Origin of the sequence: Sphaerisporangium perillae (assembly GCF_023276435.1) — a bacterium.
GTDB lineage: Bacteria > Actinomycetota > Actinomycetes > Streptosporangiales > Streptosporangiaceae > Sphaerisporangium > Sphaerisporangium perillae.
Genome location: NZ_JALLPO010000011.1, coordinates 59,796 through 83,480 on the forward strand (window position 1 = coordinate 59,796; position 23,685 = coordinate 83,480).

General features: G+C 71.2%; 23 protein-coding genes and 1 tRNA gene. 10 read left to right on the plus strand and 14 right to left on the minus strand.

The genetic code is table 11. The features are described 5' to 3' along the window. Window positions 1–24: 24 nt before the first annotated feature. The 3 genes from MYF83_RS12765 (at window position 25) to MYF83_RS12775 (ending at window position 3,559) form a co-directional block, all read left to right on the plus strand. The gene (locus MYF83_RS12765; RefSeq protein ID WP_248960492.1) at window positions 25–1,734 is read left to right on the plus strand and encodes a molybdopterin-dependent oxidoreductase; all 1,710 of its coding nucleotides are present in this window, start codon (window positions 25–27) and stop codon (window positions 1,732–1,734) included. 195 nt (window positions 1,735–1,929) lie between these two features. Continuing rightward, window positions 1,930–3,231 (plus strand): toxin glutamine deamidase domain-containing protein, encoded by a 1,302-nt coding sequence (locus MYF83_RS12770; protein WP_248960493.1) that lies wholly within the window; start codon window positions 1,930–1,932, stop codon window positions 3,229–3,231. Window positions 3,232–3,274: 43 nt separating this feature from the next. Then, entirely contained in the window at window positions 3,275–3,559 is a 285-nt protein-coding gene (locus MYF83_RS12775) for an SUKH-4 family immunity protein (protein ID WP_248960494.1), read from the plus strand. A gap of 12 nt (window positions 3,560–3,571) precedes the next feature. Here the strand turns inward: MYF83_RS12775 and MYF83_RS12780 are convergent, their stop codons facing one another. Next, window positions 3,572–3,919, minus strand: coding sequence for a VOC family protein (locus tag MYF83_RS12780; protein ID WP_248960495.1), 348 nt, complete (start codon window positions 3,917–3,919; stop codon window positions 3,572–3,574). A gap of 247 nt (window positions 3,920–4,166) precedes the next feature. Here MYF83_RS12780 and MYF83_RS12785 point away from each other — a divergent pair, with 247 nt between their 5' ends. Next, complete coding sequence (locus tag MYF83_RS12785; RefSeq protein WP_248960626.1) at window positions 4,167–4,370, plus strand: hypothetical protein; 204 nt, start codon at window positions 4,167–4,169, stop codon at window positions 4,368–4,370. A gap of 10 nt (window positions 4,371–4,380) precedes the next feature. Here the strand turns inward: MYF83_RS12785 and MYF83_RS12790 are convergent, their stop codons facing one another. The 7 genes from MYF83_RS12790 to bcp all read right to left on the minus strand — a co-directional run bounded on the left by MYF83_RS12790 (window position 4,381) and on the right by bcp (window position 11,933). Then, window positions 4,381–6,960, minus strand: coding sequence for an ABC transporter permease (locus MYF83_RS12790; RefSeq protein WP_248960496.1), 2,580 nt, complete (start codon window positions 6,958–6,960; stop codon window positions 4,381–4,383). A gap of 1 nt (window position 6,961) precedes the next feature. Then, window positions 6,962–7,729: an ABC transporter ATP-binding protein gene (locus MYF83_RS12795; protein WP_248960497.1), complete on the minus strand. Its 768-nt coding sequence runs from the start codon at window positions 7,727–7,729 to the stop codon at window positions 6,962–6,964. Window positions 7,730–7,923: 194 nt separating this feature from the next. After that, window positions 7,924–8,631: a response regulator transcription factor gene (locus tag MYF83_RS12800; RefSeq protein ID WP_248960498.1), complete on the minus strand. Its 708-nt coding sequence runs from the start codon at window positions 8,629–8,631 to the stop codon at window positions 7,924–7,926. After that, window positions 8,628–9,812: a sensor histidine kinase gene (locus tag MYF83_RS12805; protein ID WP_248960499.1), complete on the minus strand. Its 1,185-nt coding sequence runs from the start codon at window positions 9,810–9,812 to the stop codon at window positions 8,628–8,630. The genes MYF83_RS12800 and MYF83_RS12805 overlap by 4 nt, the downstream gene beginning before the upstream one ends. A 396-nt stretch (window positions 9,813–10,208) precedes the next feature. Further along, window positions 10,209–11,291: a hypothetical protein gene (locus MYF83_RS12810; protein WP_248960500.1), complete on the minus strand. Its 1,083-nt coding sequence runs from the start codon at window positions 11,289–11,291 to the stop codon at window positions 10,209–10,211. A 40-nt stretch (window positions 11,292–11,331) separates the two neighbouring features. Further along, window positions 11,332–11,405, minus strand: a tRNA-Leu gene (locus tag MYF83_RS12815). A 54-nt stretch (window positions 11,406–11,459) separates the two neighbouring features. Beyond that, window positions 11,460–11,933 carry a thioredoxin-dependent thiol peroxidase gene (gene bcp / locus MYF83_RS12820; protein WP_248960501.1) on the minus strand — a complete coding sequence of 158 codons (474 nt, stop codon included), beginning with the start codon at window positions 11,931–11,933 and terminating at the stop codon, window positions 11,460–11,462. Between the two features lie 123 nt (window positions 11,934–12,056). On the opposite strand from bcp, the gene MYF83_RS12825 reads away from it, so the two are divergent. Then, the gene (locus MYF83_RS12825; RefSeq protein WP_248960502.1) at window positions 12,057–12,389 is read left to right on the plus strand and encodes a DUF3618 domain-containing protein; all 333 of its coding nucleotides are present in this window, start codon (window positions 12,057–12,059) and stop codon (window positions 12,387–12,389) included. A 34-nt stretch (window positions 12,390–12,423) separates the two neighbouring features. Here MYF83_RS12825 and MYF83_RS12830 read toward each other — a convergent pair whose 3' ends face one another. Together MYF83_RS12830 and MYF83_RS12835 are read right to left on the minus strand one after the other, a co-directional pair. Further along, window positions 12,424–13,611, minus strand: a complete 1,188-nt coding sequence (locus tag MYF83_RS12830) for an amino acid deaminase/aldolase (RefSeq protein ID WP_248960503.1) — start codon at window positions 13,609–13,611, stop codon at window positions 12,424–12,426. Between the two features lie 43 nt (window positions 13,612–13,654). After that, window positions 13,655–15,178: a hypothetical protein gene (locus MYF83_RS12835; RefSeq protein ID WP_248960504.1), complete on the minus strand. Its 1,524-nt coding sequence runs from the start codon at window positions 15,176–15,178 to the stop codon at window positions 13,655–13,657. Between the two features lie 269 nt (window positions 15,179–15,447). On the opposite strand from MYF83_RS12835, the gene MYF83_RS12840 reads away from it, so the two are divergent. Continuing rightward, window positions 15,448–15,756 carry a hypothetical protein gene (locus tag MYF83_RS12840; RefSeq protein ID WP_248960505.1) on the plus strand — a complete coding sequence of 103 codons (309 nt, stop codon included), beginning with the start codon at window positions 15,448–15,450 and terminating at the stop codon, window positions 15,754–15,756. On the opposite strand, the gene MYF83_RS12845 is transcribed toward MYF83_RS12840, so the two are convergent. Then, window positions 15,698–16,669 (minus strand): GlxA family transcriptional regulator, encoded by a 972-nt coding sequence (locus MYF83_RS12845; RefSeq protein ID WP_248960506.1) that lies wholly within the window; start codon window positions 16,667–16,669, stop codon window positions 15,698–15,700. The genes MYF83_RS12840 and MYF83_RS12845 overlap by 59 nt on opposite strands. A 54-nt stretch (window positions 16,670–16,723) precedes the next feature. On the opposite strand from MYF83_RS12845, the gene MYF83_RS12850 reads away from it, so the two are divergent. Further along, a complete protein-coding gene (locus MYF83_RS12850) occupies window positions 16,724–17,329 on the plus strand; it encodes a cysteine hydrolase family protein (protein WP_248960507.1) in 606 nt (201 codons plus the stop codon). Window positions 17,330–17,342: 13 nt separating this feature from the next. Here the strand turns inward: MYF83_RS12850 and MYF83_RS12855 are convergent, their stop codons facing one another. Continuing rightward, window positions 17,343–17,846: a hypothetical protein gene (locus MYF83_RS12855; RefSeq protein ID WP_248960508.1), complete on the minus strand. Its 504-nt coding sequence runs from the start codon at window positions 17,844–17,846 to the stop codon at window positions 17,343–17,345. Between the two features lie 142 nt (window positions 17,847–17,988). Here MYF83_RS12855 and MYF83_RS12860 point away from each other — a divergent pair, with 142 nt between their 5' ends. The 3 genes from MYF83_RS12860 to MYF83_RS12870 all read left to right on the plus strand — a co-directional run bounded on the left by MYF83_RS12860 (window position 17,989) and on the right by MYF83_RS12870 (window position 20,815). Continuing rightward, window positions 17,989–18,651, plus strand: a complete 663-nt coding sequence (locus tag MYF83_RS12860; RefSeq protein ID WP_248960509.1) for a response regulator transcription factor — start codon at window positions 17,989–17,991, stop codon at window positions 18,649–18,651. Between the two features lie 43 nt (window positions 18,652–18,694). Continuing rightward, entirely contained in the window at window positions 18,695–19,930 is a 1,236-nt protein-coding gene (locus MYF83_RS12865; protein ID WP_248960510.1) for a sensor histidine kinase, read from the plus strand. A gap of 243 nt (window positions 19,931–20,173) precedes the next feature. After that, the gene (locus MYF83_RS12870) at window positions 20,174–20,815 is read left to right on the plus strand and encodes a hypothetical protein (RefSeq protein WP_248960511.1); all 642 of its coding nucleotides are present in this window, start codon (window positions 20,174–20,176) and stop codon (window positions 20,813–20,815) included. A gap of 194 nt (window positions 20,816–21,009) precedes the next feature. Here the strand turns inward: MYF83_RS12870 and MYF83_RS12875 are convergent, their stop codons facing one another. Both MYF83_RS12875 and MYF83_RS12880 read right to left on the minus strand, forming a co-directional pair. Next, on the minus strand, window positions 21,010–22,713 hold the full coding sequence (locus tag MYF83_RS12875) for an HNH endonuclease signature motif containing protein (protein ID WP_248960512.1): 1,704 nt from the start codon (window positions 22,711–22,713) through the stop codon (window positions 21,010–21,012). A 381-nt stretch (window positions 22,714–23,094) separates the two neighbouring features. Further along, on the minus strand, window positions 23,095–23,535 hold the full coding sequence (locus tag MYF83_RS12880) for an ATP-binding protein (protein ID WP_248960513.1): 441 nt from the start codon (window positions 23,533–23,535) through the stop codon (window positions 23,095–23,097). Between the last annotated feature and the right edge of the window lie 150 nt (window positions 23,536–23,685).

Consider the following 23,685-nt stretch of genomic DNA (forward strand, 5'->3'; position numbering starts at 1 on the left):
GGGTACAGGCGTAGCGTTCCACCTGTGAACGACAACAAGACGCGCCCGCGCGGCCAGGCATGGGCAGCGGCGCTCATCGGCGTGGTGGCGGGAGCGGTCGCCCTGGGCATCGGCCAGCTCGTCGCGGGGCTGATCGACCCGAAGGCATCTCCGGTGATCGCGGTCGGCGACGCGGCCGTCGACCGCACGCCGGCCGCGCTGAAGGAATGGGCCATCAGCACTTTCGGCGCCAACGACAAACTCGTGCTGATCTCGGGCATCGTCGTGGTGCTCGCCCTCATCGCCGCCGGCATCGGGCTGCTGGCCCGCGACCGGATGGGCTTCGCCATGGCCGGCCTGGCCGTGCTCGGGCTGGTCGGCGTGCTGGCCGCCATGACGCGGCCCGACTCCGGCCCCCTGTCGGTCCTGCCGTCCGCGCTCGGCGTCGCGGCCGGGGCCTGGGCGCTGCGCATCCTGGCCCGCCGCGCGTGGCCGGCCGTGGAGCGCGGCTACGAAGACCTGCGCGCGCACCTCGAAGCCGAGGACGAGGCCCGCCCGCCCGCCGGTGACGATTCCGTCCCGGCCGCGGCTGACGGGGCCGCCTCGGCCGCGGAGGCTGCTCCGGCCGGGGGCGGCGGGGCGGTGGACCGCCCGGTGGTCATGCGGGCGGGCGCCGAACTGTACGCGTTCGACCGGCGCGGCCTGCTGACCGGGGTCGTCGCGGGCGTCGCCATCGCCGGGGCCGGCGGGCTGGCCGGCCGCGGGCTGGCCGGGCGGCTGGACGTCGACACCGAGCGCGCCCAGGTCCTGCTGCCCAGACCGGCGAAGCCCGCCACGCCGCTCCCCGCCGGGGTCGACCTCCGCCTGAAGGACCTGAGCCCGTTCACCACCCCCAACCGGGACTTCTACCGCGTGGACACGGCGCTGGTCGTCCCGCAGGTGGACCCGAAGACCTGGACGCTCAAGATCCACGGCATGGTGGACAAGCCTGTCGAGCTCACCTTCGCCGACCTGCTGAAGCGGCCCCTCATGGAGGCCGACGTGACGCTGACCTGCGTGTCCAACGACGTCGGAGGTCCCTACATCGGCAACGCGCGCTGGCTCGGCGCCCGCCTGGCCGACGTGCTGCGCGAGGCCGGCATCCAGGCGGGGGCCGACATGCTGCTGTCCACCTCCTCCGACGGCTGGACCTGCGGCACGCCGGTGGACATCGTGATGGACGGCCGCGACGCGCTGCTCGCCATCGCGATGAACGGCGAGGTGCTTCCCGTCTCGCACGGCTTCCCGGTGCGGCAGGTCGTCCCGGGACTGTACGGCTACGTGTCGGCCACCAAGTGGGTGACAGACATCAAGGTGACCCGCTACGACCAGGACGAGGCCTACTGGACGCCGCGCGGCTGGGCCGCCAAGGGGCCGATCAAGACCGAGTCCCGCATCGACCTGCCGCGGGGCGGTTCCACGATCCCGGCCGGGCGCACCGCCATCGCCGGCGTGGCCTGGGCCCAGCACCGGGGCATCGACGCGGTCGAGGTGCGGATCGACAAGGGTGCCTGGCAGCGGGCACGGCTGGCCGAGGTCCCGGGACCGGACACCTGGCGCCAGTGGGTCCTCGACGGCTGGCAGGCCACCCCGGGACGGCACACCATCGAGGTGCGGGCCACCGACGCGACGGGACAGACCCAGACCGCCGACTACGCCCCCCCGGCCCCGGACGGCGCCACCGGCTGGCACTCCGTCCTCGTCGTCGTGAAGTGACCTCCGGACGCCGGCTCCGGCCGCCGCCGGCCTGAGCCGGTCCGGGCCGTGGCCGCCGTCACGATGGAGCGACCGCGGCCGTGCTCCCGCCCGCGCATGTGGTCCCAGGTGAATGCCGGAATCGGCCGCCGGGTCCCGGCGGCACCCCTACGATCGGCCTTCGACCGGGTCAGTGCGGAAGTAGGGGGAAGCACATTGTCCGGAGCAAGTCACGGGGGTCCGTCGGGCGCGGGGGCGTCGCGGCGGCCGCCCACGGAGGCGGGGTACAACCCCGTCGTCACGACCGATGGTGTCCGATGGCGTGATTACGAGCTCGCGGCGGAGGTCCCCGCCGACGAATGGCGGCCGCTGTTGCGGCCGCTCACGATCAACCAGGGGCTGCTGTCCCAGCGGCACGACGGCCCGGCACCACACCAGGAGCCACCTGCGCACCAGCGGCAGGACGAGCCGGCGCTTCAGCGGCAGAGCGGGTCCTCCGCCCATGGCCAGGCTCAGGCGGTGAACGGGTCCCGTCCGCGATCGCAGGGCGGCACCTCGCTCCCGGAGGCGAACGGCGCCCTGGCCCTCGGAGCGAACGCGGCGTGGTCCGCCGGCCAGAACGGATGTTCCGGGCAGGAGGGGGCGTCGGTCCCATGGCAGGACGGGTTCGCCTTCCAGCCGCGGAACGGGAACGGTGTCGCGTCCCGGGGGTTCGAGGGCGTGCCGGTGGTGCGAGAGGCGCCTTCGCCGCCGGCGCAGGACGGGTCCTCGCGTTCGTCCCCAGGGCAGGAGCCGCGTTCGTCCCCAGGGCCGGACGGGCCCTCGCGTTCGTTCCCCGGACCGGAGGAGGTCTCGTCCCGGCAGAACGACGAGCCGCCGCGCTGGCCGGGGCCGATGGGCGACTGGTTCGACGCGCAGGACAGGCCGCCCCGGCTCGACGTCTCCCGGCCGTACGGCACGCCCGGCGGGCTGGCCTGGCCCGACCCGCAGGTCCAGCGCGATCTGTGCCAGGCGGTGCCCGACGGCGCCCGGTTCCCCGATCCGCGGGGCACCTGGATCCGCCTGATCAACGGGGAGGGCCCGTCGGAGGATCCCTTCCGGGCGACCAACTCACTCGACTGCGCGCTCGCGGTGCTCTCGACGTGGCACGGCGAGCCGGTGGTGGCCGCGCCGCGCCGGCCGGAGTACGACCGTCTGGGGCGGCCGTCGCTCGACGGCGAACCCGGCGGCGTCGCCCGCGCCGAACGCTGGCTCGGGCACCGCTTCGAGTACGTCGGGCAGGGCCGCCGCGCGTACACCGCGGTGGCGCAGCGGCTGGAGTCCGGCGGCCACGGCGCGGCGGCCGTGCTCGTCACCCGCTGGCCGTCCGGCGGCAACCACGCGTGGAACGCCGTCAACGCCGCCGGGGAGGTCGTCTGGATCGACGCCCAGCGCGGGCACACCTCGGTGGATCCGCCCGCCGGGCCGGTGACCGGGGTCTTCTGCGTCGCCGTCGACCGGCGCGGGAGGCGGCTGTGAGCGGAGTCCTGTGCGCGGTGATCGACTGGCGGGGGAGGCGGCCGTGAACGGGCGAGCGGTGTCCCCCGAGCAGGCGAGGGTGCTGGCCGAGGAGTACTTCAACGGCCCGCTCCCCGCCGAGGAGGCCACGGAGGTCGGGCTGTACGCCTTCGACGACGGCTACGTCGCCTGGGCGAAGCCGCCCGAACCCGAAGATCCCAGCACGCTGCCCGCCACCGTGGGCGGCGGGTGCGTCGTCATCGACCGGATCACCGGCGAGATCTCCATCCGTCCTCTGCTGACCCCGGAGACCGTGGCCGACCAGTGGGCGGGGCGCCGCCCCCGCTAGGCCGGTGCCCTGTCACGGGTGGCTGAGGACGTTCACCACGCGGCCGTTGGGATCGAGGACGAAGAAACGGCGTACTCCCCACGGCTCGTCCTGGAGCGGATGCACGATCTCCGCGCCGCTCGCGACCACGGCCGCGTGCACCGCGTCCACGTCGTCCACCTCGATGCTCATTTCGGGCTGGACGGCGGCGGACGCGTCCCCGGTCACGAACGTGATCTGCGCGGTGGGGTTGGACGGGGAGGCGAGCGTCATCACCCAGCCCTGGTTCATGACCTCCTCGAAGCCGAGCAGGCCGTAGAATTCCCGGCTCTGCCGCAGGTCTCCGGTACGGATGTCGGGCACGACACGGCGGATGGTCACAGGGTGGCTCCTTCTGGTCGGCGGACGCCGGCAACGGCGGCCGACCTCGATTGTGCGGCAGGAAGCCGCCGGCACGGTGGTCGGTATCGAACAGTTTGGCGAATAGAGGCGTCGGCGGCCCTCGCGCCTCGTACCCTTTACACCGAATGGAGGAGATGATCGATTCGGGTCACGGCCTCTTCCGTCTCGCTGACCGTCCACGAAGGTGCCGCACCGCGCCAGTAGCAGCAGCAAAGGAGAGCCCCGCGTGGCCACCGCCCCCTCCCGTCACGAGCCGCCCGTCGCCGACGACCACAACCTGATCCAGGTGATCGACCTCGGGCCGGGCGCGGGCCACGACGGCGGCAGGGTCGTGTTCACCGGCACCCCGGCCCGGCTGGTCGCCGACGCCGACACGCTCACCGCACGCCATCTCCGTGAGTACGTGGGATTCGGCGTGGGTGAGCGCTGACCGGGTACGACTAGTCGCTCCCCAGGGAGCCGACGATGGAGGCGCGGGCGGCCTTGCGCGCGGGCAGGGCCGCCGCGAGCACCCCGGCCGCGCCGGACAGGACGACGAACAGCAGCACCTGCGTGAAGGGCACCCGGAAGAGGATGTCCTCCACCAGGGTCTGGGTGGCGGCCCAGCCGAACGTGACGCCCAGCGCCACGCCGACGATGGCGCCGATGAGGCCGAGGATCAGCGCCTCGACCGACAGCATCCGCCGTAGCTGCGGCCGGGTCAGGCCGAGGGCTCGCAGCAGCGCCGACTCCCGGGTCCGCTCGTGCACCGACAGGCTGAGGGTGTTGGCGATGCCCAGCAGCGAGATCAGGATCGCCAGGCCGAGCAGACCGGCGACCATCATGAGCAGCATGTCCAGCGCGTCGTCGAACTCGCTCCTGACCTCGGTGGAGCTGAGGACCTTGGCGGTCGGGTACGGCTGCGCCGCGGCCTCGACGGCCCTTCGCGAGACGTCGGCGGTCACGCCGTCCTTGGCGTTGACGAGGAGCCGGGTGTCGTCCAGCGGGCCGAAGTAGCGCTCGAAGGCGGCCTCGGGCACGGTGACGTCCGGCAGCGGCACCGTGTCCGGGTCGAAGACCCCGAGCACCTTCAGCCGTACCGTGCCCGCCTTCGGCGTGGCCATCGCGATCGTGTCACCGGGCTCGGCCGTGAGCCTTCGGGCGACGTCGTCCGCCACCACCGCCGACGCGCCTTCGAAGCCGCGCAACGATCCCTTCCGCAGCGCGACCTCGTACGGGCCGTTGAACGTGCCGACCTGGTCGGTGGCGCGGTCCTTGCCGGCCTGGCCGCCGGCGCCGCCAGCACCGGTACCGCCGGTGGCGGCGTCCTCCGCGACCCGGGCCTGCGACTGCCGGATCTCCACGACCGAGGTCAGCTCCGGCCGGGCGCGAAGGCCGGCGGCCAGCGCCCAGGGGAGTGCGGCGTCCTTGCCTGCGGAGGCGGCGATCTGCGCGGAGACCAGATAGTCGACGGGGAACTGCTTGTCCAGCCGGGCGGTGAAGGTCGCCCGGCTCGTGGCGGTGATGACCGAGATCAGCGTCATGAGCGTCACGCCGATCGTCAGCGCGATCGTCGTGGTGGCCGAGCGCTTCGGGTTGCGGCGCGAGTTGTCCATGGCGAGCCTGCCGGGGACGCCGAACAGCGTGGCGGGCGCCCACCCGGCGAACGCGCTCAGCGGCCTGACGATCACCGGGCCGAGGATCAGCACCGCGCAGAAGGTGAGCACGCCGCCGGCCATGACGATGTACAGCGCCTGCTCGCCGGGGGACAGCAGGACGCCGGTGACCGTGGTGCCCACGCCCGCGAGCAGGAACAGCGAGGCGAACACCACCCGCAGCACACCCGTCCTGAAGGTGTGCTCGTCGGTCTGGGTGCGCAGTGCCGCGACCGGGGCGACCTTGGTGGCCGAACGCGCCGGCAGCACCGCCGCGGCGACGGTGACGACCAGGCCGATGGCGAGGGCGAGCACGATGGTCCGCGGCGCGAGGGAGACCCCGGCCGAGGGCACGTCCTGCCCGGCGGCCTTCAGCAGGGCGAGCGCGCCCGCGCCGAGCCCGAGCCCGGTCAGCAGGCCGAGGACCGACGACAGGAGCCCGACCACCACCGACTCCAGCAGGATGGAGCCGAAGACCTGCCTGCGCGTCGCTCCGATGCAGCGCAGCAGCGCCATCTCCCTGGTGCGCTGTGCCACCAGGATGTTGAAGGTGTTGTAGATCACCAGGGCGGCGACGAACATCGCCACCAGGCCGAACATCAGCAGCGCCGCGGCCATGACATCGATGTCGGCGCCGTTGCTCCTGGCCAGTTCCTGGGCGAGCTCCTGCCCGGTGTAGACCTTGTACCCTTTGCCGCCGAGCGCGGAGGAGACGGCGGCCTTCAGCCCCTCCGGGGTGACGCCGGCCGCCGCGGCGACGTCGATCTCCACGAAGCCCTTCGCCCCGGTCATCTCCTGCGCCGTGGCGGTGGTGAACCCCACCGCTCCCCTGTAGGCCAGCCCCTGGTCCACGCCCACGTCGAAGAGCCCGACCACCTGGAAGGCGTGCGGCTTGCCGTGCCCGTCGAGCACCTTGACGGTGTCGCCGGGCGCGAAGCCGCGGGTCTTCGCCGTGTTCGCGTCGATGACGACCTGGTCGGCGGCGGCCGGCGCGGCGCCGGAGGTGATCGCCGTACGGTTCAGCCCGCCGGTGGCGATCGAGATGCCCGCTGTGGAGAGGTCGCCGACGGCCTTGCCGTCCTTGCCGATCAGGGCGGCGTCCCCCTGGACCACGCCCTGCGCGTCCGCGACGCCACTGACGCCGCGGATCGCGGCGAGGTCGCCCGGCGGGAGCAGGGCGGGCTCGTCGCCGCGCGTGCTCTGCGGCACCACCGCCACGTCCACCTTGTCGGCCGAGGCCGCGATGCGCTCCGTGAACCCCGCCTGGATCGTGTCGGTGAGCACGAAGGTGCCGGCGATGAAGCCCACGCCGAGCGTGATCGCCAGCGACGTCAGCAGCAGGCGCAGCTTGTGCGCCCGCAGTCCCGCCAGAGTGGTCTTCAGCACCTCAGCCCTCCAGCTTCATCAGCGTGTCGAGCACGGTCTGCGGGGAGGGATGCGCCAGCTCGGTCACCAGCACGCCGTCGCGCAGGAAGACCACGCGGTCGGCGTAGGAGGCGGCGACCGGATCGTGGGTCACCATGACGATGGTCTGCTCCAGCTCGCGCACCGAGGTGCGCAGGAAGGACAGCACCTCGGCGCCGCTGCGCGAGTCCAGGTTGCCGGTCGGCTCGTCCGCGAAGATGACCTGGGGCTTGCTGATGAGCGCCCGGGCGACCGCGACGCGCTGCTGCTGGCCGCCGGACAGCTCGCTCGGCCGGTGCTTGAGCCGGTCGCCGAGCCCCACGGTACGGATCACCGTGTCGAACAGCTCCTGGTCGGGCCGGCGGCCGGCGATGTCCAGCGGCAGGAGGACGTTCTGCTCGGCGGTGAGCGTCGGGAGCAGGTTGAACGCCTGGAAGATGAACCCCACGCGCTCGCGCCGCAGCAGCGTTAGCCGCTTGTCGCTGAGCCGGGTGATCTCGATGTCCCCGATGCGCACCTCGCCGTCCGTCACGGTGTCCAGGCCGGCCAGGCAGTGCATCAGGGTCGACTTCCCGGAGCCGGACGGGCCCATGATCGCGGTGAAGGCGCCGGTGTCGAACCGCACGTCCACCCCGCGCAGCGCGTGGACGGCGGCGTCCCCCTTGCCGTAGACCTTCGTCACCCCTCTGGCGACGACGGCGGCGGTGGACGCGGCCGCCCGGCGGACGGCTTCCTCTCCGGTGACGGTCACGTCTGGCTCCTCAAGCGGTAAGTGTCTGAGCTGCGGAATCTCCGCGAGATCAACGCTATTGCCGCATGTGCCGCGATTCGTGGCCCCTGGGAACGGACTTGGGGTACGCCTGGAGAGGGTGCCGGACGGGCCCGTGCGACTGCTGAGGTACCGGGGACTCACCCTTTCGGCCGACCCCGCCGGCCGGATGCGGGTCAGTGCTCGGGCGCGGTGCCGCCGAGCGGAGTGATCAGGCCGGTCTCGTAGGCGTACACGACCGCCTGGGCGCGGTCGCGCGCGCCGAGCTTCGCCAGGATCCGGCCGAGGTGCGTCTTGACCGTGGCCTCGGCCAGGACGAGCCGCTGCGCGATCTCCGCGTTGGACAGGCCCCGCCCGACCAGCACCAGGACCTCGCGTTCGCGTGCGGTGAGCTGCCGGAGCCCGTCGGGCTCGGTCGCCTCCACGCCGGGCAGGTGGACGGTGAAGCGCTGCAGCAGCCTGCGGGTCGTGCTCGGCGCCACGACCGCGTCCCCCGAGTGCACCGAGTGGATCGCGCTGATCAGGTCGGACGGGGGCACGTCCTTCAGCAGGAATCCCGAGGCGCCGGCCTTCAGCGCCGCGAAGGCGTACTCGTCGAGGTCGAAGGTCGTCAGGATGAGCACCTTCGGCGGGTCGGCCATGGTGCCGATCAGCCGGGTCGCCTCCACGCCGTCCACGCGCGGCATGCGCACGTCCATCAGGACGACGTCGGCCCGCACCGCGCGGAGCAGCTCCAGCGCCGCGGCGCCGTCGGCGGCCTCCCCGACGACCTCGATGTCAGGCTGGGCGCCGAGGACCATACGGAAGCCGGCGCGGACGAGCTGCTGGTCGTCGACCAGCACGACCTTGATCGCCGCCCCGTCCTGCTCGCCGGGCATGCTCATGCGGCCCTGGTCACGGGGAGTCGTACGGCCACCTGGAATCCTCCTCCTGGGCAAGGGGAAGCGTGCACGCTGCCCTCGTACATCGCGACACGTTCGCGCATGCCGATGAGCCCGTGCCCGTCGATGCTGCGCGGCGCGGCCGCGCCCCGCCCGTCGTCCGTCACCCGCAGCATGATCTCCTGTGGACCGTACTCCATCTCGACCCGGGCCCTCGCGCCCGGTCCGCCGTGTTTGAGGGTGTTGGTCAGGGCCTCTTGGACGATGCGATAGATCACCAGCTGTTCCCCTTCGGGCAGGTCGCGGTGGGTGCCGGTGACGGTGTACTCGACCGGCAGGCCGGACCGCCGGATGTGGGTCACCAGCCCGTCGAGCTCGGCCACCCCCGGCTGCGGCGCGTACTCCTCCTCGCTCGCGTCGTCCTGCCTGAGCACGCCGACCAGGCGGCGCATCTCGGCGAGGGCCTGCCGCCCGGTGCTGGAGATCGTCTGGACGGCCCGTCGCGCCTGCTCGGGATCGCTGTCGATGGCGTACCCCGCCCCGTCGGCCTGGACGATCATCACGCTCACGTTGTGGGCGACCACGTCGTGGAGCTCGCGGGCGATGCGCGCCCGTTCGGCCGCGGCGGCGATGCGCGCCTGCTGGTCACGCTCGTGTTCGGCGCGCACCGCCCGCTCCTCCAGGCTCTCCAGGTACCGCCGCCGGGTGTTGGCGTAGATGCCGCCGATCCAGGTGGCGGCCATGAAGAGCGAGCCGGAGGCCAGGGCGAGCACGGTCAGCTCTCCCCAGCGGAGCAGCACCAGGCACACGCCCAGCTCGACGATCGCCCCCGCCGCGATGGCCCAGCGCAGGGCGCAGAGCGACGCGACGCTGTACATCGCGACCAGGACCGCGAGGTTGGCGGGGAGCGGCTCGACGCGCAGGAGCCACTGCAGGAAGCTGATGAGCGCGACGGCCGCGAACGCGTGGACGGGGCGGCTGCGGCGCCAGAACAGCGGGGCGATGAGCGCCGCCGACACCGCCAGGTATCCGGGGACGCCGAGGCCGATGGCCCCCGGCAGGTGGCTGGTGCCGCGGTCGTAGTTGGCCATCGACGTCAGGCACATGAGGAGGAGCGGTACCAGGAACAGCAGGTCCACCAGCTTGGCGTGGCTGGCCCCCCATGAGCGCACTCTCCCGAACACGTGACCAACCCTACGTTCGCCCAGCTCACCGCCCTTCCGCCTGGAGAGGGATCTGTGTCTACGACCCAGGTCGTACGGGACAAATGGCTTACACCGGTCTTACGGCTCGTCCGGCATAGTTCTTTTTGGGAGCACACCTTCGGGTGAGTAAAGGGAGAACGAGATGCAGGGGACAAAGACGACGGGTCGCGTGGCCGGGGGGACTGCCACGCGACCCCGAGACCCCGAATCCTCTCCCCTTTCCCTCGCTTGACGCCCTCTGCCCAGCGGGCCGATGCGGGAAAGAGCCGCCTCCACCACGTGGAGGCGGCTCTCGTGTGTCGCGGGGACGTCGCAGCCGTGCGTAGGGCCGCCTCGGCCCGCCTGTGCGGAGGCCTTGCTGCTTGCGCGGACGCCTCAGCGGCCGTGGCCGGTGGCGCCCACCGTCGCCTGCTCGGCGTTGGCCCAGTTGCCCGCCACCGTCCTCAGCGCGGGCAGCCACGTGCCAGGCTGATCGCGGCCGGCGGTGAGATGCCGTAGCGCGCTGTCGCGCATGGCGAGGCAGACACCGGCCAGATGGACGCCGGCCCCGCCGAACCCCGGAAGGCCCACATCGTTCCCTCCTGCCAGGGCGCAGGCCTCGTCGAGCGATTCGGACGCGCTGAGGTCGAGATCTCTGCCCAGGGCCTCGATGGAGGGGGGACGGATGCTCTTCAGGGCGTCGAGATCGGCGGCCGTCGCGCGACGGTACCCGGAGGGCAGGGAGGACTCGCCCCCGAGGTCCTTCGGCCACGGCACCGACCTGACGCTGTCGCGCATTGTCGGCGCGGCGCGGCCGAAGGTCTGGTAACCGCCCGCGGCGCCCAGCGTGCCGGCCCCGAGCCCCAAGATCACCGACTCCGAGACCCCGAGCCGGACGGCGAGGCCGGACAGCACCGACGCCAGCGCGCCGTTGACCTTGGCCAGGCCCGCCACCATCGACCTGACGACCGTTCCCGCCTCCACCATGGCCGTGTTGGCGACATAGGTGGCGGAGGCGTTCAGGCCGGGCACCACCGCGGCCGCGAGAAAGGGCGCCACGAAGCTGAGCAGCGCCGCCCCGACGGTCGCCGAGGACAGGCCGAGCGCGGTGTAGGAGACCGAGCTCGCCTTCAGCGCGTGGTCCATGTCGTCGTACATGCCGGCGGCCTCGTCCAGCGCAGCCTGGTAGGGCTGGAGCCGGTTGGCCATGAAGGCGTCGCGTCCTCGCTCCGTCCAGTCGTCGGCACGGGAGCGGCGCGTCACCGCCTCGGTCATCTGGTCGTTCGCCTGCCGGACCAGCCGGGCGACGGTGCCGTACCGGTCGGCGGCATGCCAGATCTGGGCCGGATCGGAGACCAGCGCCATCAGCGCGACCGCGACAGGCCAGCCGAGCGGGAAGACCCATGCCGCGGCGGTCGCGTTGGACGCCCCCCAGGCACTCGGCGCGGAGGTGACCACATCACTGAAGGCGACACCCATGATGATCGTTCTCCAGAGGAGGCGACGAACGACGGCGGGGTGGGGTCGGTGGGATTCGAACCCACACTGTCAGGTACCTAAAACCTGTGCCTCCTGCCGTTGGGCTACGACCCCGTGCCTGTGCGGCTTGCGCCATCTTAGTTGAGCGCGCGGCTCTCGCCGTACCGATCAGGCGAGACCGAGATCTTTGCGCAGGCGCGCCACGTGACCCGTCGCCTTCACGTTGTAAAGAGCCTTCTCGATCTTGCCGTCGGCGTCGATGACGAAGGTGGAGCGCAGCACGCCGACCGTCGTCTTGCCGTACATGGTCTTCTCGCCGTAGGCGCCGTACGCCTGGTGGACCGCCAGATCGGGGTCCGACAGCAGCGGGAACGTCAGCGAGTCGCGCTCGACGAACTTGGCGAGCTTCTGCGGGGAGTCCTTGGAGACGCCCAGCACGACGAAGCCCGCGGCGGTCAGCCCCGCCAGGCTGTCACGGAAGTCGCATGCCTGCTTTGTGCACCCCGGCGTCATCGCGGCGGGGTAGAAGTAGAGGATGACCCGCTTGCCGCGGAAGGATTCCAGACTGATGTCCTTGCCCTCGGCGTCGGGCAGGGTGAAGTCGGGTGCGGCATCGCCGGGCTCGAGTCTCGTCTGCGTCACGGGAACAACCTACCGGCACGCCCCCCGTGCCGGGTGGTCACCCGACCTGACAGACTGATCGCTGCAAGGTAGCGGCGAGCCGGGCGAGGGCGGCTCGCCCGGGAGCAAGAGAAGGGGATCGTCATGGCGGACACCGATCCCGAGGCGCTCGAGAAGGAAATCGAGCGCACCCGGGCGGAGCTGGCTGTCACCGTGGACGCCATCGTGGACCGCGTCAGCCCTAAACGGGTGGCCGAGCGCGGCGTCGCCCGGGTCAAGGCCAATGCCGAGCATCTGGTCACGGCGGCCCGCGACATGATCGGCGCCTCGTCCCCGGCGGGATACTCCCAGTACGGGTCCGACGAGGAAGGCTGGCAGGACGACTACCCCGCCAGGAACCTCGCCCCCATCCTCATCGGCGTGGGCGCCATCGTGGTCGTCGGCGCCGCCATCGCCCTCTGGCGCCGCCGCCGCTGACGTCGCGCCGGTCCGGGCCTGTTCGCGCGGGCGCTCAGAGGAAGGTCTTGCCCTCGCCGCGGTAGGTCGGCACGGTCTCGGCGATCCGGTCACCCTCGATGAGGTGCAGCGCGTCGAAGCGCTCGCACAGCTCGCCGGCCTTGGCGTGGCGGAACCACACGCGGTCGCCGATCCGGAGGTCGTGGGCGGCCCGGCCGAGCAGCGGGGTCTGCACCTCGCCCGCGCCCTCCCGGCCGCTGTAGCCGAGACCCGCGGGCAGGTACGGCTGCGGCAGGCGCGACGCGCCGGGGGAGCCTGAGGCGTGGTAGCCGCCGCCGAGCACGGTCACGACCCCCGGGGCGGGCCTGCGCACCACGGGGAGGGCGAACAGCGCGGCCGGACGCCCGGTGAAGCCGCGGTAGAAGTCGAACAGGCGCGGGTGGTAGAACCCCGACCCGGCGGCGATCTCGGTGACCGCCCGTTCGCGCGTGGTCTTCTCCAGCGAGCCGGTGCCGCCGCCGTTGACGAACTCGAGGTCGGCGACCTGCCGGACGGCCTCGACGATCCGTCCCCTCCGGACGATCAGCTCGCGCCGCGACCGCTCCTGCATCCACCGGACCACCCGGCCGTACGGGCCGGGAACCCGGTCGCCGACGCCCGCGATCTGCGCCTCGTAGGCCATGAGGCCGACCAGCCGGAACCCGGGGCGCTTGGTCACCTCGGTGGCGAGGTTCACGGCCTGCTCCGGCTCTCTGACCGGGGAGCGCAGCACTCCGGCGCGCATCGTGCCTCCCAGCGCGACGAAACCCGCGTCTATATCCAGACATATGCGGATCTCGTGGCGGGACGGCACGCCACCGACCGCCTCGTCGACCAGGTCGAGATGCTCGGGACAGTCGGCGATCAGCGTGATCTCCCGGGCCGCCCGCGTGTCGCCCGCGAGCCGGGCCAGCGCCTCCCTGTCCACCGTCGGGTAGGCCACCAGGATGTCGGTGAACCCCTCGGCCGCCAGCCACAGGGCCTCGGGCAGCGTGAACGCCATGACGCCCTCGAAGCCGTCCATCTCCAGCACGCTGCGCAGGATGGCCCGGCAGCGGACGGACTTGCTCGCCACCCGGATCGCCTTGCCGTGGGCCCGGCGGACCATGGCGGCGGCGTTCGACCGGAGCGCGTCCAGGTCGACGATCGCGAAGGGAGGATCAAGGTCCGCGGTGGCGCGGTCGTACCGCTGGCGCTCGTCCATGCCCGCAGCTTAGACCGGCGACATTAGATGAGCCTAGGTCACGTTAGCCGCCTGTCACCGGGGCGCCGTTCCCCGGCACGGGCTCGGAGCGCTCCCGCGTACTCCGTGGCGCTTCCCGGCCCGCGCGCCGCAGGCCCTCGAACGCCAGCCCCGCCGCCATGCAGGCCACCGGGATGACCGGGACGACGTACCGGTGGTCGAACGCCGCGATCAACGGCGGCAGCAGGAGCAACGTCATGGCGACCGCCCACGGCAGCAGCGCCGGGCCGCCGAGCCGCCGCCACCGCACGAGCACCCCGAACAGGCCGATCAACATGATCACGGCCAGGAACGGGCCACGTAGATAGCCCTGCTCCTGGTAGGCGCGCAGCCACCGGGCATAGGGCTCGACGAGCACCGTGTCCGCGCTCCGGCCCTGGTAGGCCGCCGTGAGCTGCGGGGCCGTGCGGCCGGACGACGCGATCTTGTCGGTGAACGGCTTCGCCGAGGGCGGGAAGACGTACGCGCTCTGCGGCCCGGGGGTGGGGTAGACCCTGCGCGTCCACTCGAAGCTCCACAGGGCGTCCCTGACGCCGGTCATCAGGAAGTCCAGCGGCTGCGCCGTGATCGCCTCCTTGGCGAACACGCCGGTCAGCCGCTCGCGGTCGGCGTCCTTGGCGACCTTGGCGAGCGGCGAGGCGGCGTCCCAGATGTAGGACGGTGGCGCGGGCCGCCCCTCTGCCGGCCCGGCGGGACAGAGGACCTTCTCCTCGCCGGCCGGCTTGATCTTCGCGCAGTCGGCGAAGCTCATCGTCCGCGCCCACAGCCAGACGTTGCTCCCGCCGAGACCGTAGACGCCGTGGTCGCTGTGGTACCAGGCCGCGTACCCGCCGAGGCCGACGACCGCCGCGAGCGCGCAGGCGAGCAGGACCCTCCAGCGTGCTCGTGCCAGCAGCATGCAGACGAGCACGACGATCAGCACGGGAAGCCCGACGGTGCGGGTGACGGTGGCGGCCGTGAGCAGCAGCCCCGCGGCGACGGCCGTCCCCACCCCCGGGCGCTCGCGCCAGAGCAGTACCGTCACCGCCGCCGTCACCAGGAACGTGAACAGCAGATCGGCCATGACCAGGTGCTCGAGCTGCACCATGTGCACGTCCAACAGCACCGGGACCGCGGCGAGCGTCGCCCCCCAGCCGGGCAGCCCGGCGCGGCGCCGGAGCACCGCGTAGACGCAGGCCGCCATGGCCAGCCCGAGCAGATGCTGGACCGTCACGACGGCGGTGAAGCTCGAGAGGGGCCGCAGAGCCCACAGGAAGAGCGAGTACCCGGCCGGGCGCGACTCCAGCGGTTGCGGATCGATCGCCGCATTGACGTACACGAACGAGTCGGCCCAGAACCACAGCGCCGGCCGGTACCCCATCATGGCGACCAGCCGCAGCCCGGCCCCTGCCGCCAACGCGACGAGGAACACCCAGTGGGCCGCGAAGCCCTGACGCGCCGCCGCGAACGACCACAGGGACGCGTGACGACCGCCGGAGGCCTCCGTGGCCGGGGTTGCGACCGTGCTCGACGTTGTGCCGGGCAGCACCGGAACCTCCTCAGGCAGACGGCGGGCCTCCATGTTAGGCGCCTTCCGAGCGAGCCTCCCCGACCCCTCAGAAGAACGCCGCCGCATCGGTCGCCTGTCAGGTGGCATCGCCGAACAAGGTGATCTTCAGTTTGTAACGGCCCTGATGCCTGCTCGCCTGGTGAGCGAAGATATCGAGGTTTACAACTCGTGGGACCGCTTGGACGCGGAAGCCGAGTTCAGGGCCGCGGTCAGCCTGCCGCCGGCCGCCCTCGCCGGCGTACGCCGGGGTGGGCCTGTTCATCGCGCCGATCTTCCCCACCGGCCTGCCATGGCTGTACCGGGCCATCCCGGAGGCCCGGCAGGCCGGCGCCTACGTCGTCGCCGCCTCCATGGTCGGGGGAGTGGCGTTCCTGCTCCTCGGCGCCGGGATCGAGCGGATCGGCACCGCCTCGGTACCGGTGCTGCTGTTCGGGGTGAACGCGCTCTGCCTCGGCGCCCTCTGGTGGATCATCACGGCCGAGCGCCGCTCCACCGAGGTCACGCGTGGGCGAAGGTTCGCCGGTAGTGGGCGGGGGCTGTCCCGACGAGGCGGGTGAAGTGGCGGCGGAGCATCGTGGCCGTGCCGAACCCGCATCGGGTGGCGACCTGCTCGACGGACAGGTCGGTGGTCTCCAGCAGCCGCTGCGCCTCGGTGATCCGCTGCCGGATCAGCCATTGGGCCGGGGTGGTGCCGGTGAGCGCGACGAAGGTGCGGGCGAACGTGCGCGGGGCCGTGCGGGCGTGCCGGGCCAGGTCGGTGACCGTGAGCGGCCGATCGAGGCGGGCGCGCGCCCATTCCAGCGTGGCGGCGACGCTCGACCGGGCGCCGGTCGGCTCGGGGACCGGCCGCTCGACGAACTGCGCCTGGCCGCCGTCACGATGCGCCGCGGTGACCATGCGGCGGGCGATCGCGTTGGCCACGGCCGCGCCGTGTGCCCGCCGGACGAGTTCCAGGCAGAGGTCGACGCCCCCGACCGTGCCCGCCGCGGTCCAGACGCCGTCATCCTCCATGAATAGCACGTCGGGGACGACGGTGATGTCCGGATGGTCGCCTGCGAGCCGTTCGGTGAGCAGCCAGTGGGTGACGGCGCGCCGGCCGTCCAGCAGACCGGCTTTGGCCAGGACGAACGCTCCCGAGCACAGGGAGGCGATCGTCTTGCCGCTCGTCCGCGCGGCGCGGAGGGCCTCGATGATCTCGTCCGGGACGGGCGCGCAGGGCTGCTCCCGCCCAGGGGCCACGATCAGGTCGGCGCCCGCCAGGCCGTCCAGAGTGTGGGTGGCCTCGACCAGCGCGCCCGGGTGCATCCGCACGGGCCGGCCGTCCACCGAGCAGCGGCGCAGCTCGAACGGCGGCACGCCGCTGTCGGTCCGGTCCATGCCCCAGACCTCGGCGATGACCGCGTAGTCGAAGGCCCGCATGTCGTCGTAGACGAGGGCCGCCACAGTGCGCATGGCAGGAATGTATCGCACAATGACATTCCTGCCACTCGCCCAGGTGCGGGGCGCCGGGCGAGGCTGGTGGCCATGAGCGAGAACAATGTCATGGTCACCGTCGAGGACAACGCAGCCCTTGTCGTCATCGACGTGCAGAAAGGCTTCGAGGCCGCCTACTGGGGCCGCCGCGACAACCCGGACGCCGAGGAGAACATCGCCGCCCTGATCCGCAAGTGGCGCGCCGAGGAACGGCCCATCGTGGTGGTACGGCACGACTCGCACACACCCGGTTCGCCCCTCGAGCCCGGGACGCCCGGCAACGAGCTGAAGGACGTCGTGACCGAGGCCCTGGGCGCGGACGCGCCGGACCTGTTGGTCACCAAGACCGTCAACTCCGCGTTCTACGGCGAGCCGGACCTGGGCGGGTGGCTGCGCGACCACGGGGTCCAGCAGATCGTGATCATCGGGATCCAGACCAACATGTGCAACGAGACGACGGCCCGCATGGCCGGCAACCTCGGCTACCGGGTGCTGTACCCGATCGACGCGATGCACACCTTCGACGCCGTGGGCCCCGACGGCGAGGTGGTCACCGCCGAGGACCTCACCCGGGCCACCGCGGCCAGCCTCCACCACGGCCGCTTCGCCCGCGTGGTCCGCACCGCCGACCTCCTGCGGGTCCCCGCCCCCGCCTGAGGACCACGGTCCGTCAGTTCGGTGCGGTGGGCGCCTTGGGCGGTCCCGGACAGAAAGGACCGCTGCAGGTGAAGTGGATCGGGGGCGCCGACAGCGCCGGTGCGACAGGAGCCTCCGGCAGTGCGCTCCCCTTCGGCAGGAGATGGGCGCACGTCTTGGCCGCCTGCTGGAACCGTGACGACACCGGGTCGAGGTCCTCGCCGGTCAGGTCTATCTGCATCCCCCCGCCCGCCGAGATGGTGACCCCGGGGAAGCCGGGTACGCCGTTGGCGCGCATGCACGCGGTGAACTCCTCGGCCTGCTTCGACCTGTCCCGCACGCCGGTGCCGGTCGGAGCCGGTGTGGCCACGTTCACTGTGGCGCCGGCCGTCGGGGTGGCGGAGGTGGTACCCGCCGCGGCACTGGGATCGGTGGCGCCATGCGCGGCGGTGCACGCCGCCGCCGCGAGCGCGAGAACCGCCAGGCCGACCCCCAGCCGGGCCGGCCGGATGCTGACTGCGAGCCTTCGGACGAACATGGTTCCCTCCATGGGGACGTGATGACCGCTTGTCGAGATCCAGCAAATCCCGGAGGGGGTTACCGGGGCGGAACGGCCGCTGTTACCGCGCTGTAACCCCGCGGCAGGAATCATGGGAATCCGGGCGCCTGGAAGGAGACCCATGCGGGTCCTGGTGGTTGACGATCATCGCGAGCTGGCCGAGACGGTCGCGGCGGGGCTGCGCCGTGAGGGGCTGGCGGTCGACGTGGCCTTGGACGGCCCGGCCGCGCTCGAGCGGACCTCGACCAACAGGTACGAGGTCGTCGTGCTCGACCGCAACCTGCCGGGGATGCACGGGGACGATGTCTGCATGTCCCTGGTCGCGCAGGGCAACCCGGCCCGCGTGCTGATGCTGACGGCGGCGGCGACGATCGAGGACCGCGTCGACGGTCTGACCTTCGGCGCGGACGACTACCTTCCCAAGCCGTTCGCGTTCGCCGAGCTGGTGGCCCGCATCCGGGCCCTTGCCCGGCGGAACCAGCCCGCGCTGCCGCCGGTGCTGATCCACGGCGAGCTGCGGCTGGACCCCGGCAAACGGGTCGCGCAGCGGGCCGGGCGGCGGCTGGAGCTCAGCTCGAAGGAGTTCGCCGTGCTGGAGCTGCTGCTGGCCGCCACCGGCAGGGCGGTGTCGGCGGAGGAACTGCTGGAGCGGGCGTGGGACGAGGCGGCGGACCCCTTCACCAACACGGTCAAGGTGACGGTCAGCCGGCTGCGCCGCAAACTCGGCGACCCGCCGCTGATCGAGACCGTTCCCCAGGCCGGCTACCGGATCGTGGAACCGTGACGTCGTATCGACCCGGACGGGGCTCCGCGCCCGGTACTTCCGGATGACGCTCCACCGGGTCCGAGGCCTGTTCCGGTGGACCGTCCAATTGCGGCTCACCCTCATGTACGGGGCGCTGTTCCTGGTGACGGGCGCGCTGCTGCTCGGCGTCACGTACATGCTGGTGGCACACTCTCTCGACTGGGTCACCGTCACGCCGTCCGTACCACCGGCGAACGTGCCGGCCGGAGGGCCGCCCGCGCCGCAGGCCCCGGTCCTCAGCTCGGAACCGCACCCCCAGGCCGCCCTCCAGCGGGCCAACGACATGCAGAGGCTGCTCGTGGCGTCCGGCATCGCTCTGGTGCTCATGACGCTGGTCTCGGGTGGGCTCGGCTGGCTGATGGCCAGGCGCGCGCTGCGGCCGCTGCGGACGATGGCGGTCACGGCGAAGGAGATCTCGGAACGCAACCTGCACAGGCGCCTCGCCGTACCGGGGCCGCAGGACGAGATCAAGGACCTGGCCGACACGTTCGACGGGCTGCTCAGCCGCCTGGAGGACGCCTTCGAGGCGCAGCGCAGGTTCGTCGCCAACGCCTCGCACGAGCTGCGCACCCCGCTCACCCTCGAACGCAGCCTGCTGGAGATCGCGCTCGCCGACCCGGAGGCGACGGCCACGGAGCTGCGTGAGACCTGCCGGCGGGTCCTGGCGAGTAACCAGGATCAGGAGCGGCTCATCGAGGCGCTCTTGACACTGGCCCGCAGCCAGCGTGGCCTCGACCGCCGCGTCGGCCTGGACCTCGCCACGGTCACCGCCGAGCTCGTGGCCGCCACCCGCGCCCATCCTCTTCGTGGTGCAGACGGCGGTGAGCCGGTGCGGGTCGAGGTGGACCTGGCGCCGGCACTCACCGAGGGTGATCTGCCGCTGGTGGAGCGGATGGTCGGCAACCTGCTGGACAACGCCGTTCGCCACAACGTGGCAGGTGGGTGGGTGCGGGTGCGGACGGGCGTCGACGGCGGCAGGCCGACGCTGCGCGTCACGAATAGCGGTCCGGTGATCCCCGCCGACCAGGTCGGCGCGCTCTTTCAGCCGTTCCACAGGATGAATGCCGTCTGGGCCGGCGGTCAGGACGGCCTCGGCGTGGGGCTGTCCATCGTCGCGGCCATCGCCACCGCGCACGCCGCCGACCTCCACGCCGAGCCGGTACCCGGCGGCGGCTTCGATATCCGGGTAAGGTTCCCGCCCACCTCGGGGGCGTCGTCACGGTTCCGCCAGTCCCGCCGCTCCACCACGACGCGGTAGCGCCGCTTTCCTCGCATCATCACAACTCGCATCACTACGACTCGCATCACGACGATGCGGTAGCGCCGGTCCCGCCAGGTCACTGAGCCCCGGTAGCCCCAGTCCGCCGCTTGCGGCTTCCACGCCGGCTTTCGGCGTTCAGCGGAGGAGCAGCAGAGCACCTTGACATCATCGCTCTATATAGAGAGCATTGCTCTCGAAGTGGAGCGATGGGCTAGCCGCTTCCCCCCATAGGAGTCACTTGTGAGCACATCCTCGCTGCGGTCCCGCCTCGGGGCCGCGGTCTTCGCAGTCGCTGGCGTGCTGTTCCTCCTGTATCCAGCGGTGCGGCCGTATTCCGACGAGAAGTCGATGGCCGGCGCCGAGGCCATGGCTTCCTCGGCCTGGGTGGCGGCCCACCTATTCGCCGTGGCCGGGTTCATCCTGCTCACGCTGGGTCTGCTCGGCCTTCACCTGATGCTGGATCAACGCCTGACGCTTCGTGCGGTCGTGGTGACGTGGATCGGCGTGGGGCTCGCCCTCCCGTATTACGGCGCCGAGGTCTTCGGGTTGAACGTCATCGCGCGCCGCGCCGTCCAGGATCAGAGCACCTCGTTGCTGCAACTGGCGGACGACTTCCGCTTCGGGCCTGCGGCGGTCACCATGTTCGCGGGCGGGCTCCTGCTGCTCGGCGCAGGCGTGGTGCTGGCGGCGGTCGCGGTCTGGCGTTCGGGAACGCTGGCACGCTGGAGTGCCGTCCCGCTCGCCGCCGGTTTCGCCCTGTTCATCCCGCAGTTCTTCGGCCCGCCCGCGCTCCGGATCGCACATGGCGCGCTGATCGCGATCGGCGGCGTCTGGCTGGGCCTGGAGCTGTGGCGAGCACGGCAGGAGGCTCTGCTCCGGTGACGAACGGGCTTCCGAGCCGAGACCTTTCCGGTTGCTATTTGGGCCGGTGCCCCCAGGCGCTGTGATCAGCGGCGCCGGCGGTCACGAAGAGACGGATCGGCAAGACGCGTCAACAGAACATGGCGGTATGCATCGGATGCCTCGGGACCGGAATCGTCACACCAGTCAGGCACACGCCAGTCATCACACACCAGTCATGTCCGATGGTGTGGCTCCGAGGCGTGTTTCCGATGGCGTGGGCCGGAGGCCCGCCCGAGGTAGGTGTAGGCCCAGCGGTCTTTCCCGGCGCGGCGGCGCTGGTATCGCTCAGGATGGCGGTAGCGGTCACGATTATGGAACTGACACGCTGGCCCGAGATTGGCCAGATCAGTCGGTCCTCCTTCGGCCCAACTGTCGGCATGATCTATCTGGCACATGGTGGCAGGCAAGGGACAGTCGTCAACCCAGCAGGTCGCATAACGGGCGAACACCGCCCGTCGCTGGGCGGGGGTGGCGAGCCGTACCCGGCGGCCCATGTTCAGTACCTGCCCCTCGGCGTCCATCACGATCCGGATCAGAGCGGACGTGCGGGCCAGGCGGTGGATGTCACCCAGCGGCAACAGCTGTCCAGTGGCCGGCAGCAGGGCGGGGAGCGCCCGGTCAACCCGGTACCCGCACGTTCGGCACACGTCATCAACTGAGCTGGTAGGTCTGGCGGAGGTTGTAGATCCAACAGGTCCAACAGACCCGGCAGCTCCAACAGCTCCAACAGGCCCGGCAGGCGTGCCCTGGGAGGTCTGCGTGGGTCGGCTGCCGCTGTCTCCCGCAGGGACGTCGCCATCTTCCGGGAACTGGGCGGGAGGGGCATCGGGCAGGGACCCGGCATTGACCAGAACCAGCAGCTCAGTACTGATCTTCTGCTCCAGCAGGGCGATGAAAGCGTCCGCGTTACGCACACGCAGTGGACGATCATCCCCCTCGGTCCGGGGCTTGGCGTAGGCATCCAGAAGGGTCTTCAACCGGGCGGCGGCCTCGCGTGGCAGGTGAAACTCCCCCTCCATCCCACCTGAAGCGCTCTGCCGCACGATGAGGAATCGTGCGGCGTGATCAGCGTCCGCGTCTCCGGTCAGTCCACCGGGGGTCAGCGCCTCGCGCAGATAGCGGCCCGCTTTGGCGACCTCGGCCGGGGTCGCCTCGTCGGCCAAACGGACCAGGATCGCCTCGGCCGGCCGCACCTGCTCATCGCTCAGAGACCTGGTAGCGGTACAGATGGCCGACACCATCCCTTCGGGCAAGACTCCCGACGCGAACCGGGCACGTACCACCGGAAGGCGCGCCAACTCCACCGCCAAACCCACGAGGTGCCCGGCACCGGCCATACTCATCCCGCACTCGGCCCGCAGCCACGTCTTCGTCGAGGCATGCCCCTGGCGCCTGGCCTCACCCGTCGTGTGCACCCGTCCCACTCGGTCCGCGATCGCCGAGGTCAGCCGATCTCGCGCGATCACAAGATCTTCCGCCTCGGCCATACAGATCGTCGCCGACTCTGGCACCCGCCCAACCGCCAGCGCCTCCGCCGCTTCCCGCACAGAATTCACCAAGGCCCAGGAGGCCCGGCCACCGGCCGGCGTATCCGTCTGCTCACTAGTGCGGGCGGAGCCGAACTCCGTATCAACGCCACCCACGTTCGGGTCACGCGCGCCGGTGCCGCGTGAATCCTGGTTGTATGCGTCCCGGTCGTGTGGGCCTTGGTGGCGTAGGTCCTGGTCGTGCAGGTCGTTCAGCGGATCGAAGCCATGCGCGGCGGAGCCATCACTGGACCAGCCGGAGGATCGAGCGACCAGTGCCGCCCACCACTCAGGGCCAAGTGAGCCCGAGCCCGGCGGTCGCGCCTGACCGTGCTTGGAGACCTCCGCCATCTACCCTCCCAGCAAATTCGAAAGCCTGTGCGAATAGTTTCACATTCCAGGAACCCTCGCAACCCGATTGTCGTCGACAATAAATGTGTAGTTTAAGTGCTTGGTCCCTGATTGCTACATATAGACCAATTGCCAACTTTGGTGGTGAAATTGAGCAAATCTGTTGCCGTGCAGCGAACCAGCCCATCGCTTGGGAGTGGCGGCGACTTTCCCGTACGCCTGGACAGGAACGGGAGGCGGACGACGGAAGTCCCCTGCCCTTTGTCGTCACTACTGAGAAAACTCGTGGGGGGAATGGGGACGGCGGATATCGGCCTTCCCCATCCCTGGCGAAACTGTCACGCGCTGCACAGAATCGAATGGGAGGACTGGGCTCGGCGCTCAGACCGGATCTCGCCCCGAGAGACAGGAAAGGCATCCGTCGTTCCCCTTACGCTCGTATCTCACCTGAAACCAGACCGTTCGGCCGGCGGCGTCCTCGTAGACGTCCCAGCGGTGAGAGAGCGTTTCGACGAGCATCAGGCCTCGCCCGCCTTCGGCGAACAGGTCTCCGCGGACGTGCGGCACCGTGTCGCCTCCGGCGTCCACCACGTCGACGTGGACGACGTCGTAGCAGTCGGCGAGGGCGAGCGTCACCCTTCCGCCGTTTCGGGAGTCCGAATGCACCACCGCATTGGTGACGACTTCGGAAACCAGCAGCGTCACGTCGTCCAGAGCCGGATGGTCGTCGCCGAGTTTCCGTCTTACGTACTCGCGCGCCAATGAGACCGACTGCGGGACGCCGGGCAGATCGATGACGCCCAGCAGGTTTCCCATCCTCATGCGTTCGCCTTTTCGCTCGTTCGCCGGAAAGTCGCATGTCCTTTCGACTTCGCTTTACCAGACTGTCAACGGGGACTTACGATCGGTAGCGAAACGCGTGCACACCGTATCCACAGTGCGCGTCAGCAAAACGGTCAGCCAGCCCGAGAC